The 13,906-nt window shown below is 42.2% G+C and carries 10 protein-coding genes and 1 pseudogene; 4 read left to right on the top strand and 7 right to left on the bottom strand.

The window, feature by feature from the left end:
* Positions 1 to 29: 29 nt before the first annotated feature.
* Genes AR335_RS19585 through AR335_RS19600 form a run of 4 tightly spaced genes read left to right on the top strand, consistent with a single transcriptional unit; the run spans position 30 to position 3,483 of the window.
* Positions 30 to 683 (top strand): GntR family transcriptional regulator, encoded by a 654-nt coding sequence (locus AR335_RS19585; protein ID WP_062238989.1) that lies wholly within the window; start codon positions 30 to 32, stop codon positions 681 to 683.
* Positions 683 to 1,384, top strand: coding sequence for a DUF2848 family protein (locus AR335_RS19590; RefSeq protein ID WP_062238991.1), 702 nt, complete (start codon positions 683 to 685; stop codon positions 1,382 to 1,384). Before AR335_RS19585 ends, AR335_RS19590 begins: the two co-directional genes overlap by 1 nt.
* Positions 1,381 to 2,163, top strand: coding sequence for a carbon-nitrogen family hydrolase (locus AR335_RS19595; RefSeq protein WP_062238993.1), 783 nt, complete (start codon positions 1,381 to 1,383; stop codon positions 2,161 to 2,163). Before AR335_RS19590 ends, AR335_RS19595 begins: the two co-directional genes overlap by 4 nt.
* Positions 2,164 to 2,178: 15 nt before the next feature.
* Entirely contained in the window at positions 2,179 to 3,483 is a 1,305-nt protein-coding gene (locus AR335_RS19600) for an MFS transporter (protein ID WP_053355929.1), read from the top strand.
* A 160-nt stretch (positions 3,484 to 3,643) separates the two neighbouring features.
* On the opposite strand, the pseudogene AR335_RS23320 reads toward AR335_RS19600, so the two are convergent.
* From AR335_RS23320 to AR335_RS19635, 7 genes and pseudogenes are all read right to left on the bottom strand, one after another.
* Positions 3,644 to 3,733, bottom strand: a pseudogene (locus AR335_RS23320) (SEC-C metal-binding domain-containing protein); the annotation flags it as partial.
* Between the two features lie 163 nt (positions 3,734 to 3,896).
* The gene (gene rbsK, locus AR335_RS19610) at positions 3,897 to 4,817 is read right to left on the bottom strand and encodes a ribokinase (RefSeq protein ID WP_062238998.1); all 921 of its coding nucleotides are present in this window, start codon (positions 4,815 to 4,817) and stop codon (positions 3,897 to 3,899) included.
* 12 nt (positions 4,818 to 4,829) lie between these two features.
* Positions 4,830 to 5,852, bottom strand: coding sequence for an aldose 1-epimerase family protein (locus tag AR335_RS19615; RefSeq protein WP_234293363.1), 1,023 nt, complete (start codon positions 5,850 to 5,852; stop codon positions 4,830 to 4,832).
* A gap of 64 nt (positions 5,853 to 5,916) precedes the next feature.
* Positions 5,917 to 7,263: an L-fucose:H+ symporter permease gene (fucP, locus tag AR335_RS19620; RefSeq protein WP_062239000.1), complete on the bottom strand. Its 1,347-nt coding sequence runs from the start codon at positions 7,261 to 7,263 to the stop codon at positions 5,917 to 5,919.
* 344 nt (positions 7,264 to 7,607) lie between these two features.
* Complete coding sequence (locus AR335_RS19625) at positions 7,608 to 8,657, bottom strand: LacI family DNA-binding transcriptional regulator (protein ID WP_062239002.1); 1,050 nt, start codon at positions 8,655 to 8,657, stop codon at positions 7,608 to 7,610.
* Between the two features lie 265 nt (positions 8,658 to 8,922).
* Positions 8,923 to 10,467, bottom strand: coding sequence for a DUF4041 domain-containing protein (locus AR335_RS19630; protein ID WP_199805114.1), 1,545 nt, complete (start codon positions 10,465 to 10,467; stop codon positions 8,923 to 8,925).
* 236 nt (positions 10,468 to 10,703) lie between these two features.
* Positions 10,704 to 13,862 (bottom strand): DUF3427 domain-containing protein, encoded by a 3,159-nt coding sequence (locus AR335_RS19635; protein WP_062239004.1) that lies wholly within the window; start codon positions 13,860 to 13,862, stop codon positions 10,704 to 10,706.
* Positions 13,863 to 13,906: the final 44 nt, after the last annotated feature.

Below are 13,906 nucleotides of genomic sequence, written 5' to 3' on the forward strand. Positions count from 1 at the left end.
TATATATTATATATTTGAGGTGCTAAATGATGAAAAGTCGATCCTTCCATGCTAACCCACTAAAAGTGCAAGCTTACAACATTCTGAAAGAAGCGATTATAAATGGGCTTTTCAAAAAAAATGAGGTGATTACAGAAAAAAGAGCTTTAGAAGAGTTCAATATTAGCAGAACACCTTTTAGAGAAGCCGTTCAATCCCTTGAAACAGAAGGATGGCTCGTATCCATCCCTTATAAGGGGACATTTGTAAGCCCTGTTACAAAAAAAGATATTGAGGATGTTTTTGAGCTAAGAATGCTCGTAGAACTTCATATTGTAACAAAAATCAGTTCTTCTATTAGCGAAAAGAGTTTAGAAGAGTTAGAGAACATTATTCTTTTAATGGAAAGAGAAATGAGTCAGGGCAATGAAGATGAATTCATTATCCTCGACCGAGAGTTTCACAAAACGTTATATGACCTTGCAGAAAATAAAAGGCTTATCAGTATTTCTGAACAAATATCAGATCTGTTCCGCAGAATTGGAGTTCAAGTTATTCACCGTCAAAACCGTTGTGAAGAGGTCATTTCGGAACATAAAAAAATAGTTCAGGGGTTAAAAAACGGTGATGCCGTGGATGCCATGCGGATTCACCTTGAGAAAACAAAATCTGCACTAGAAGAATTAAACGAGGAGGAAAAATGATGAGATTTTCTGTAGATAACTCTGAGGATGTAACCATTGAAATTAAACAAAGTGTATGCATTGGGTATTCTGGCAGAAACAAGGAAATGGTTCAGCATCATATTGATGAGCTAGCAAATGAAGGAATTCCCGCCCCCCCAGAAATCCCTATGGTCTATCCCGTTAGTAACCTTCTTGTAACTCAAGAGGATCAGATTCAACTTTTAGGTGAAAAAACATCCGGAGAAGTCGAATTCGTTCTAGTTATTACCCCTAACGGAAATTACGTCACCGTAGGATCAGACCATACGGACCGATCACTTGAAACGATAAGTATTCCATACGCAAAACAAGTCTGTCCAAAGCCAGTTGGAAAGGCAGCTTGGCCATTGGAAGAATTGCTTCCCCATTGGGATGAACTGAAGCTAAAATGTGAAATTTTCACTCAAAATCAATGGGAGACATATCAGGATGGCAGCATCTCCTCTGTCCTTCCTGTTACTGACATATTAAAGTTTGCTTCAGAAAGAAACCGCATCGATCAAGAAGGAACAATCCTTTTCTGCGGAACCGTACCCATCAAAGGCGGCATATTTAAATATGCTGATGCCTACCGGATGACGTTAACTGATCCTGTCTTAAATAGAGAGATCCAACTGGAATATAAAGTTGTATCTGTTGAGAAATCAGATGCTCTTTTACCAAAGGAGGCAGTGAAATGAAAGTAGCGGTATGCCAGTTAAATGTGCTTCAGGGGGATCGCGAGAGCAACTTGTTAAATGCAGAACAAAAGATTGACGAAGCCGTACTAAACGGAGCAGAGATTGTTGTCCTGCCGGAGATGTGGTTAAGCGGTTATGATTTTAATAATTTAAGGAAACACAGTGAACCACTCGATGGAGAAACAAGCCTCTTTTTATCAAGAAAAGCCAAGCAGCATCAAATTTGGCTGATTGGCGGTTCGTTCACAGCCGATCGAGGAGACGGTGTTTACAATACAAGCCTGACCTATAACCCATCAGGAGAACTAATAAATACATACAGCAAGATGCATTTAATTGGACTAATGAATGAGGATCGGTACTTAAAAGGTGGTCTGGATTCACCTTTATTTGATTTGGGTAACCATAGGGCCGGTACAGTAATTTGTTATGATATTCGTTTCCCTGAACTTATGAGGTATTACGCTGTTGAAAATGCATCGATTCTTTTTGTTCCGGCACAATGGCCCATTCAGCGTGAAGAACACTGGAGAATACTCCTTCGTGCGAGAGCTATTGAAAACCAATTCTTTGTTGTTGGAGCCAATGTAGCCTGCAGAAACGAAAATGATGTTTTCAATGGACATTCTATGATCATCAGCCCTTTAGGAGAGATTATTGCGGAAGCAGGTTCAGAACCAACCATTCTCTATGCCACATTGGACCTTGACTCCGTTTCCTCAGTCCGTGAAAGGATGCCAGTGCTAAAGGACAGAAAGCCGGAATTATATAAAATTTGAGGAGGTCACTGAAAAATGGAACAACCCATAAGCAAACAGGAAATTGGATTTAGCGGCAGCACAAAGCCCCGTTCACGAGTACGCTGGTGGCTCGCATTACTATTCTTTGTTATTGGTTTGATCGCATATATGGACCGTTCCAACATCGCTGTCATTGCTAAACCTATGATGGACGATTTAAATATGACAAAAGTACAGTTTGGGCTTCTTGCTTCCTTTTTTTCATTAGGATATGCTTTATCACAAATACCGGCTGGAATGCTGGCTGAGCGCTTTGGAGCCAGAAAAATAGTATTTTTCGCCTTAATCTGGTGGTCAGTCTTTACTGGTTTGACTGCCATTGTAAAATCACACGGGCTATTAGCCGCTGTTCGTTTTCTTTTTGGCGTTGGAGAAGGACCAATGTATCCGGGAAATGCCGTGTTTAATACGTACTGGTTTCCAAAGCAGGAAAAAGGGCGTGCTTCCAGTGCATTATTGGCTGGCTCCTATTTTGGACCTGTCATTGCGCCGGTGCTTACAGTAGCTATCTTTCAACAATGGGGATGGGAAGCTGTTTTTTACATTTTTGGAATCCTGGGCTTAATAGTAGCCTTTTTATGGTACTTGCTTGGACGCAATAAGCCAGAAGATCATCCTTATATCAGTAAAGAAGAAACCCAATACATTCTTGAAAATCGAACGGTACAAGAAGAGAAGAAAGAGATTGCGCCTTGGAGATTCTTTTTAAAGAACGGTCGTTTTTGGGCGCTGGGTATACAATACTTTGTGGTTCTTTATATTGTTACCTTCTTTTTAGTATGGCTTCCTACTTACCTTCAAGAAGCTAGAGACTTCTCATTGTCCAGTATGGGATTTGCAGCAAGTCTCCCTTGGCTCTGTATTTTCGTAACCGTAATGACGGGCGGTGCCATTTCTGATTATCTTGTAAAAATCGGCAAGTCGAAACTTATTGCTCGCGGCGCTTTGGCCATTGGCGGACTGATTGTCTTCTCAATTTCCATGTATCTGGCTGCATATGCTACTACACCTTGGATGAATGTACTCTGGTTAACCATTTCACTTGGTTCTCTTGGATTTCCAGTAGTTACTTCGTGGGCAGCAGCCGTCGACCTAGGGAATGAGTTCTCCGGTTCTGTTTCAGGCTGGATGAACCTCTGGGGCAACATTGGCGCATTTTTATCCCCTCTACTATGCGGATGGCTGGCTCAGACAGTAGGCTGGGAAAATACACTTATCATTTCGATCATGCCTATCCTTGTTGCTGTTGTTTTGTGGTTTGCCGTTAAGCCAGATCGTCCGTTAACAGAAACGAGATAATTTCCAATATTTCTAAAAGAAAAACCCTGTCACGCAGCAAACAAATAGCTGCTTTACAGGGTTTTTCTACTTATTAAACGAGCGTTTGAAAGAACGCATCTACTTCCTCCACACTTGGATAGGAAGTTTGAGTACCGCGCTTTGTATGAATCTGTTAATGTCATTTCCCGCAGCACTTCTTATACTTTTTCCCGCTTCCGCACGGGCAAGGCTCATTTCGGCCTGTTTTTTCACTTGTCCGAAATGGTATGACATTGGAACCTGGCACGGTTGCCATATTAGACCCTTGCTTTCCTCCATCCTCCCTTAAGCTGGTTGGAGAATGGCCTTTTAAGATTAAAACAGCCAAAATAAAAAGACGAGTGATTACTTCCGCCTTCTCATTTATTATACCAGTCAACTGGTCCGAAGATTTAAACTCTCTCTTTCAAAAACTCTTCAACTTCTTCCAAACCCGGATAAGAAGTCTGTGTCCCGCGCTTCATCACACTTAATGCCGCAAACGCCGTCGCTTTTTTCATCGCCTCCAGCACATCACCGCTCTGTACAAAATAATGAGAGAAGCAGCCGATGAACGCATCGCCGGCACCCGTTGTGTCTATTGCATCAACCTTATGTGAAGCGACCGTTTGAACATCATCCTTTGTCACCCACATCACTCCCCGGCTTCCCATCGTTACGATCACGTTTTTCACGCCCCGTTCGATCAAGGTCATGGCAGCCACTCGAATCTGGTCGTCGGTGTCCACCGGCATATCTGTTAAGATTTCCAGTTCGCTTTCGTTCGGAATAAAAAAGTCGCTTTTACACACATACTCAAAGTCCAGTTCCTTGGAGGCCGGTGCCGGATTTAAAATCACCGGAATGCCATGCTCGTTTCCGAACTCAATGGCACGGTATACGGTAGGAAGCGGAACCTCCAGCTGCAGGACGATGAGTGAACACTGTTTCAGCTTTTCTGCCGCCCCATCCACATCTTCTGGTGAAAGATGCTGGTTCGCTCCTTTAATGATCAGGATGCGGTTCTTGGACTCAGGGTCCACAAAGATCGGCGCAACCCCGCTTGAGGTGCCAGGCACCTTGACGGTAAATTCCGTATCAATGCCGTACTTCTCCAGGTTGTTGATCGTGTTGTCGGCAAACAAATCATCTCCGACTTTCGTAACCATCATGACGTTGGAGCCCAGTTTCGCCGCTGCTACCGCCTGGTTTGCTCCTTTTCCGCCGCACCCGATTTCAAAGTCCGGCGCTTCAAGTGTTTCTCCTTCTTTCGGCATCTTATCAATGTATGAAATGAGATCAACCATGTTGGATCCGATCACTGCAATATCCATGTTTCTTCCTCCTTATTTCTTCCCGGTCACGACCGTAAAGGAACGCTCTTCCCCGGCATCTAACGTGATCAATGTTCCTGCTTTTTCTGCGGCCAAAAATCCTTCCGGCCGGCATGTCGCAGGCAGGACGAATGCACCTACCTGCTGGTCGCTGTTATGCAAAAGCCAGCGTGTCGCATGGTTCAATTCCGCAGTTGAGAACTTTGTGAAAAATGCTGTGCCATCCGGTGACGTCATCTCAAATTCTGCTTCCTCACCGTAGGCATCCAGCTTATCCGCAAAAAAGACAATCTCGGGGTCATACATCTCCGGCTTGTTCAGCACGTTCAGCGTTTCTTCCCCGCTCAACAGCTTTTTATTGTACGCCAGCCATTGTTCGGTCGGCTTCACGTGGGCTGGAATCGATTCCCGAAGCGCTAAGCAATCGTCCGGAATGTTCTGCTTCATCTCTGCACCATCCACATACGCATAATTCGTGTGGCACATGTATTGAAGCGGCATGCCGGACCCTGACAGGTTCTTCACCTTCATATTCATCTCAATGAATGATCTTTCCTTCATCATTTTAACACTCGGAGACGCTAAATAGTGATGTCCGAAACCTTTCACATACTCCGTTTCCCCGCAAACACTGATTCCTTCTTCACTGATTTCCAGCCATGCCCGGTCCATCTCGGCACACGCCATTTCACCGTGCAGTTCATGGTCATCGTCAGGTCCAGGACAGCCATTGGCGATCAAGCCTGAGTGAAACGCAAAGCAACCGTATGTATCAACGATCGCATTAACCTTTTTCGGCTGTGAGAACATGTTCTTCATCTTCAGATCTGTACCGTCAAACTCAAGATCCCAGATGATCTGTCCCATATACGGCAGCACAACCATTCGCCCCCGTGAGTTGGTCAGCTCAATCGCCTCCACCCCTGACGGATAGCGGAACAGACTTGCTGTAAATTCATCATCTCGATAGATTACTTTTTTGCTTTCTTTAAAAAATTCGCGCTGAAGTTCAATGGTTCCTCTCATTTCTAGCATCCCTTTCCTGCTAAATTAACCCGTCCAGGCAGCCAGCAACGGCTGCCCCGCAGGTTTTCTATTTTTACTGAGCCACTTCGATCGTTTCGTCAGTCTTCTTCACTCCAGATTTTTGATTCTTCATTTCACCAAAGAAGTAAATGCCGACATATACGAAGCACGCCATCGATACGAGGAACGCCGTCTGCATGGAGCCAAATGCGTCAGATGCGTACCCTTGAAGTGCCGGGATCACCGCGCCGCCGACGATCGACATTACGAGGATCGCTCCTGCTGTTTCCGTGTACTTCTTATCTACCACTTCAAGCGTCTCAGCATAAATGGTTGCCCAGCAAGGTCCAAACAGCATGCTTACTACGATGGCGGCGTAAACTGCCGTCATGTTCGGCACGAGAATGACATATGCCAGCATCGCCGATCCGAGAATGGAATAACCGAACAAGACCTTTGAAGATGAGAAGCGTGCCATCAGGAAGTTCGCGATGAACTTGCCGGCAAAGAAGCCCGCAAAACTATAGACCATGAAGTTGGAAGCCGTTCTCTCATTGAAATCCGGGTTCAGATCAAGTGCCAGACGGATCGTGAACGACCAAACGGCTACCTGCATTCCTACATATAAAAACTGTGCTGCAATCCCTTTTTTGAAGCGTTTGTTGCCTGCCAAATATTTGAGCGTTTGACCGATTCCTGGTGCCTTTTCTGCACTCTTTGCACGATTCGCAACCGGCTTACAGATCGGGAACTTCGTCATGGCAAACAAGACAAACATGGCAATCAGTACGAAAATAATATATTTATATGGTTCAAGTGTATGCTGCAGCATCTTCAACCCAAACGCATGCGCTTCAGCCGGAGACATTTTCGCCATCTGTGATTCAAGGCTTGCCCCCTCCTGGAACACCAGGTACTTTCCGAGTAAAATCCCTGCGATAGAACCAAGTGGATAAAACGTTTGAGAAATGTTCAAGCGTAGAATGCTATATTGTCGCGGCCCGATCATCGAGCTGTACGTATTCGCCGCCGTTTCCAAAAAGCTTAGCCCAATCGCAATCGCGAAGATCGCAACCAGGAACATCGTGTACGTCCCCATGTGTGACGCCGGATAAAACAACGAGCAGCCGACGATATAAAACAGAAGGCCTGTCATGATCGCAAATTTGTAACTCATTTTCTTGATGACCATCGACGCCGGAATCGCTACAAGGAAGTATCCTCCGTAAAACGCACTCTGAACGAAAGCGCTTGCGAAATCACTCAATTCAAACACATGTTTAAATTGCGCGATGAGAATATCGTTCAAGCTCGCTGCTACCGCCCATAACGGAAACAGCAGTGATACAAGGATAAACTGGAAAATCGGTGTGCGGTTCAAGTAACCGTCCGGCTGTTGAATCAATTGGTTGTTCTTCATGTGTAACATCCCCTTTTCTAACTTTTAGTTTATTAAGGCTGTTTTCTTAATCTTTGTTGCACTTGTGGGCCGTTGATTTCCGTTCCAGGCCGCTCGCTTTAACCGGCTCATCGCCTACTTTCGCAGGGCGTGCGGTGAGCCTGTGACCGGCGTAAACGCCTACCTAGTCTCACCTGTCACGCTACTCCCGCCGGAGTCTCGCACCTTGCACTCCAATCAACTCTTAGCCGTGAAGTCTACAATAAACTCCTAAAGCAACAATACTTGAGAAAAGAGCCTTCATTAAAGCGCTTACATATAACCTGTAACAAGAAGGCTGAGAGTGACCAGCTCTCATGTCTCGTTTACTTTTTAAGAGATTGTCCAGTGTGTGAGCCTGTCGGAAAACGCAGCCGGGAGGAATCCCGGATGATCAGTTCCGGAGACAGATTGTACTCCCGCTTCGGCATCTCCCCCTTAAAATGAATCCGTTCATGCAGAAGCTGAAACGCGATCTCTCCTACCGCATTCATCGGCCGGGATACGACACTGAGCTTCGGGTTTACGAACGTGGCAATATCCACATCGTCAAAACCAAAGAACGAGATTTCTTCCCCAAGCCTCCAGTCGAGATCACCGATGGCCTTCACACACCCGGTTGTCATCAAGTTGTTGGATGAGAAAATGGCGGTCGGCCGGTCATTCTGGGAGTAAAACTCGTGAGCCGCCTGATAGCCGCTTCGCTCTCCGAAATCCCCTTGAAAGATGTAACGCTCGTCCAGCTTCAGGTTGTAATCCTCGAGCGCCTTTTTGTAGCCAATGAAACGCTCACGCCCCGGCGTCGTGTTCTGCGGACCGCAAATGATTGCGATCTTCTCATGCCCCTGAAGGATCATGTGCTGAACCGCCTGGTAGGAGCCCTTCACGTTATCGACGAGCACCGTATCGACATCATAGCTTTGAATGCTGCGGTCAACCGCCACCATCGGAATCCCTTGCTCGTGCAGTTGCTTCAGATGGTCGCCGTTCTCGTTGGCTGTCGTGATAATGACACCATCCACGCCGCGCTCGATGAAGTTCTTCAGAATCTCTTCCTCCACGACCGGCGACTCATTCGTACTGCTCAATATCGCAAAGTACCCTTTCTCCCGGGCCTTCTGTTCAATCCCGGCCATGACGAGCGGAAAGAACGGGTTGCTGATGTCCGGGACAATGACACCAATCGTCTTCGTATCCTTGCTCTTCATCGTCCGGGCCGCCGCATTGCGGATATACCCGAGCTCCTGAATGGCTTTAAGGATTTTCTCCTCCGTCACCTTTCGCACGCCGCCCTGGTTATTGATCACCCGAGAAACCGTCGCAATCGACACATTCGCTCTTCTCGCAACATCCTGAATATTCGCCTTACCTTCCATTGGACATAACTCCTAAAATGTAAACGTTTAGATTTTTACAGAAAAAAACAGAATTTGTCTGCGTTATTCTAAGTTGCCCGGTTTGAACAATCATGTAAACGTTTAGATTTTTGTTCTTGGGTATAATTTAGCATGACTAATGATGGATTGCAAGAGGTTTTTGAATGCGCTTTCTTTCCTGCGCTAATGAAGATGTTATATCTTTTTTATAACTGGATTAGAAAACAACAAAAAAGAGAAAGCAAAAAGCCTTCTCTTTTTTCTATCAAGATACCACTTGTAATAGATCATTAGTAAATTGCTGTGACTTTCTATATTCTGCTGCTTCTGCTAATTTAGTAAATTCAACTGTTTTATTGTGGTTTTTCCTTACTAAGGATTCAATCTCTTTTAAGTTAACTCTGAAGAATTCCTTACGATCATTTACTTTATTCACTTTATTATTAGCCAATGCTTTATGAAGCTCATTTTCAAGGGTTGGAGCATCATCACTGAAAATTAAGGCATGAACATCAAATGTAAATGGAACTGATGCATCTCCCAGTTCCTTGACTCTATCCATTGGTTCTAGTCGTCTTGTCATACCAATTTTATATACATCTTCTCCGAAGGAACCAATGTTTGAAATAATATAAACATAACCAGCACGCGTATTTTGAACTCGGAATAATACATCTTCCTTATTCTTTTTCGTTTCTTCTAGTTGGTCTTCTAGTTCTTTAAGTTTAGCATAAAGTTTTTGTAAATCTTTATCTTTTGCAGTCTCAATTTGCTTATTCATCTTTTCAATAGCTTGTTCAAAATGCTTCTCTTCTTTTTCTACTTTTTCTTTTGCCTTTTCTAATTCTTTAAGTGCCAATGCTTCTTCTCGCATACGTTCTTTAATAGCTTGTTGTTCCTCTTTTTCTTCCTGTTTCTTTTGTTCGAATTCATACTTCAAGTATAATTCTTCTAGTTTTAATTCCAGATATGACCTAGTGATTGATACCCTTTGCATATCAGTAAGCTTATTTAAGTCCTCGAACACTTTCTTAATACGTTTTTCACTAACTTCAATATTATTAAACTTGACTTTCATAATGGCATTATCACATTCATTATTAAAGGCTCTCAGGATTAATTTGATAGTATCCTGGATAAATTCTTTTCCTTTTTTTCTGTCGTCTCCTATAGTCCAGTCTAATGAATGATGTGTAGCATTTTTTGATTTTACTAATTCTTTTTGTCTTTTACGTATTTCATCAAGTTTTGCCTGATAAGCCTCGGAAGACTCAAAACCATACTTAGCTTCATAGAAACCAAATGACTGCATTAGTATCTCGTCTTTTAATACAATTATGTTTTGTTGAAGTTCAGCTATTTGATTATGAATTTCTTGTTTTTTGGTAGTTAAACCATCTATATTTTCCGTCATTTTATTTGCAGCTTCTTTTAAATCAGCAAGGGCTTCAAGATCATTAACAGTGCTAAGAATATTATTCTTTTTTATTTCTAATTCTTCAATTTGACTTACCATTTTTCCTTTTGTTTCATTTAAGTCAAGGATAGGTGCGTACTTTTCTAATACTTTTTGAATAGCAGTTTTCTTATTTATTAATTCCTGATATTCAGTTTCAAGGATTTTCACTCTTTCTTTTACATCTATTAAGTCTGCAAATCCTTGTTCCTCCCATTTTTTTGCTGTTATTTTCATTTCTTTATTTCTTTTTATGATAAGGATTATTGCAAGAATAACAGGTACAATAAGAATCCAAACCGCAAATAATAACCCAATTATCCATGGCGAATGGTACCACTTCTCTTTATACAATTTCTTCATCTCCATTAATATTTTCGTAAAATTTCATAATTAGAATTATATGTAAAATTTTACGTGTTATTACCAAAATAATAACCTCAATGATTATAGAACATTTTTCATATTAATGGAATTTATTTTTCAGTATAATAAATAATTTTTTTGTGACACTTTTGCTTTGGTTGATGTTTATCTTTAATGAGAAAAAGATCTAACCCTAAAAAAATAAAGGGTTAGATCTCTGTTATTTATAATATATTCTTATTCGCCCTCGGCACAAAATAAGGCGGCATCTCTTCTCTAAGCTTCCATACAAAACTCATCGGCTTACTTCCTGAATGACTTACATGATCCGCTGTACCTAAAAAGACAAACGGTGATGTATAGCCGTTTTCTTTTTTGTATTCTCGAACAAATAGTGCAATTTTGTGACCTCTACTTCGATGTTGAATATAGCGGTTAGCCGTTTCACTGCCTTCTGCAACCCGACTTTGAGTTTGCCAGTGGAACAATTTCTCATTAATGGCATAGTCGTCATAAAGCGTCGATGGTGAAAAATCCTTTTCTGACTTATTGAGTGTAATAAAAAAGATATCCAAGTCCTTTTCTCTAAAGTGCTTCACACCTTCACGAAAAGCTGGACTTGCCTTGTCATTATAGTAACCGAGTGCCGCGAGAACTTGAGAAGTATTGTACTTACTATGGACTCGTAGTGGACATGGAAAGGAAAAATCATTGTCAATTTCTAATGTTTCTAATGCCTCGAATTTATAACGAAGAATTTGAGCAATCTCCTGTTTAAACGCTGGATAGGAAAGGATTCGTTGCATTCCCTCTTCCATGGATGGGAAGCCTTCCTTATCCGGGTGAGCCTTGTAAAAAGAATAATAAAATATTCCTAACATCAGCTGTTCTTCTTCGCTTTGAGCTGGGGTTCCCTCCACATACTTGATTAAAAACTGGAGCAAGGTACTGGAGTTCAGGTGAAATAAGTTAGGTAACCGGCTTGTGATCCACTTCTCATCCTCACAAACAAACTCAGACCTAATTCCAGCCTCAACCATCATCCGGCTAAAGCTACGATCGCCATTCTTACCATAAAAATCGTATAGAGAATAATGATAATGCTTTAAAAAGTTACTTAATGTGAATTCTAGGTCTGTATCTTGCTGAAAGTATTTTAGCCTTGCGATTAAATTCCCTCTCGTATTTGCACTTAATTTAATATTTCGGAGAATGTACTCCTTGGCTTGCTTCTCCAACTGAAGAAAACAACCTTTTGGCAAATGGAAGAATCCGTGCTCCACATAATGCTGAACAGAGTGCTTGGTTTGGCCAATCAACGCGCGAAACTTCTCTTCAAAGTTATAGTTCTGATGAGCTTGTCCAACAAAGTCTAAGACCGTTAAGCATTCCTTACCTTCCGAAAGGCGCAGACCACGTCCGAGCTGTTGCAAGAACACCGTTAAGCTCTCTGTTGGCCGTAAAAATAACACGGTATTAACTTCAGGGATATCAATCCCCTCGTTATATAGATCAACAACAAAGATGAACTTAATCTCTCCGTTCACCAGCCGAGCCTGTGCACTGTTTCGGATATTCTGTTGTACATTACCATGTAGGGCAACCGCAGGAATCCCATTTTTATTAAAGAAATCAGCCATATAGATGGCATGTTCAACGGATACACAGAACCCTAGCCCTTTAACTTCACCGATATCGGTAATGTACTTATTAAGATTAGCAATTATTTGATTGCTTCGAATCTTACTAGAGGTATACACATTCTCAAGCTCTTTAATGTCATATCCTTTTCGGCTCCATTTTAGCTTAGAAAGGTCGACCACGTCACTGACACAAAAATATTGAAACGTACTAAGCAGCTTTTTATCTACTGCTTCTGTTAACCGCATTTCAGCAGCGATCATTTCATCAAAATAACTCAGGATCGTTTTACCATCCATACGCTCAGGTGTGGCTGTTAATCCAACTAAAATATTCGGCTCATAGTGTCCAAGTAGTTTCTGATACGAGTCTGCTGCGGCATGGTGAAATTCATCGACAATAATAAAGTCATAATAGTCACTGGAAGTTAGCTCATTCAGCTTCTTGCTGTTAAAACTTTGAATACTGACAAATAAATGGTCTAAAGAAGTTGGAGTTTGATTACCTACCAGCATCTCACCAAAATTGGCATCCTTTAAAATGGCTCTGAAAGTATCTCTACTCTGCCTCAAGATCTCTTCTCGATGGGCAACAAACAACAATCGCGCTGATCCTTTGTTCTTCAATCGGTAACGCTTATAATCAAAAGCTGAAATAACCGTCTTTCCAACACCTGTGGCTGCCACAACAAGGTTTTTCATCCGACCATGAACTTCCCGCTCGACCTGCAGCTTTTCTAAAATTTCTTTTTGATAGTAAAACGGCTGGATATCAAATAAGAAGGTAAAATCGTTAGCATTATTATTTATCTTAGGTGCGAGGGCTAACTTCAACCTCTCCTGATCCTCTAACTCCTCTGGATGAAACGTTTTAAATTCTTTATCATTCCAGTAACTCTCAAAGGTCGCCTCAAACTTTTTCAAAATATCAAAGGAATCCTTCTCCGTCACCTTTAAGTTCCATTCCAACCCCGAAGTTAAAGCTGGATTTGAGAGATTGGATGAACCAATGTACGCCGTGCTAAATCCTGTTTCTCGCTTAAATAAATATGCCTTCGCATGAAGTCGGGTGCGCTCTATATCATAGGATATTTTAATCTCTATATTATTCAGCTTGCTTAGCTCTTGAATCGCTTTATAATCAGTGGCTTCCATATAAGATGTTGTGATCACACGAAGCTTTTTACCGGGAGTCTCCGTAAACGTACGAAGCTCCTCAATAATGCAGCGCAAACCGCTCCACTTTATAAAAGAAACAAGCATATCGATCGAATCAGCACTGACGATTTCCTTCTGAAGTTCACCGAGCATATTTGGTTCGTAATGAGAACCCGTGAATAAAGAGCTTTGGGAAATGGGAGTTACAGGTCGTATCGTTTCTCTCTTACCCATACTTCTTACCGAATTGATACGAGAATAGAGAGAAGTCAGCACTTCCCCTTCTTCTTCAATTTGAAGCTTACGAAACTCTTCATCTCCCAATCTCTCACTGATCATATGAATGATGTCGTTACATGTGCGGATTTGATCCAACAACGCCTGTTGATGATTACTCCCCGCGTCATCACGAACAAATTTTAACGCTTTCCTGGTAACAGTGGATATGTATGATGCTAGCAACTTCCTGGCTTCTTCTACATCTATTTGTTCTTTTTCGATGTCATATGTGTTAAGATCTAAACTTATGAGTTCGTTCTTGAGTTTATGATTGATGATTTCTTCGTAGATTCCCTGTTTGAGCACAGCCGATCACCCCATCTTCCATTAGTGTTATGTACACATTTAGT

Source organism: Fictibacillus sp. FJAT-27399 (genome assembly GCF_001510655.1).
GTDB lineage: Bacteria > Bacillota > Bacilli > Bacillales > Fictibacillaceae > Fictibacillus_C > Fictibacillus_C marinisediminis.

Coding starts and splice junctions, on each gene's coding strand:
- AR335_RS19585 (WP_062238989.1), top strand. CDS start 30: ATGAAAAGTCGATCCTTCCATGCTAACCCACTAAAAGTGCAAGCTTAC.
- AR335_RS19590 (WP_062238991.1), top strand. CDS start 683: ATGAGATTTTCTGTAGATAACTCTGAGGATGTAACCATTGAAATTAAA.
- AR335_RS19595 (WP_062238993.1), top strand. CDS start 1,381: ATGAAAGTAGCGGTATGCCAGTTAAATGTGCTTCAGGGGGATCGCGAG.
- AR335_RS19600 (WP_053355929.1), top strand. CDS start 2,179: ATGGAACAACCCATAAGCAAACAGGAAATTGGATTTAGCGGCAGCACA.
- rbsK (WP_062238998.1), bottom strand. CDS start 4,817: ATGGATATTGCAGTGATCGGATCCAACATGGTTGATCTCATTTCATAC.
- AR335_RS19615 (WP_234293363.1), bottom strand. CDS start 5,852: ATGCTAGAAATGAGAGGAACCATTGAACTTCAGCGCGAATTTTTTAAA.
- fucP (WP_062239000.1), bottom strand. CDS start 7,263: ATGAAGAACAACCAATTGATTCAACAGCCGGACGGTTACTTGAACCGC.
- AR335_RS19625 (WP_062239002.1), bottom strand. CDS start 8,657: ATGGAAGGTAAGGCGAATATTCAGGATGTTGCGAGAAGAGCGAATGTG.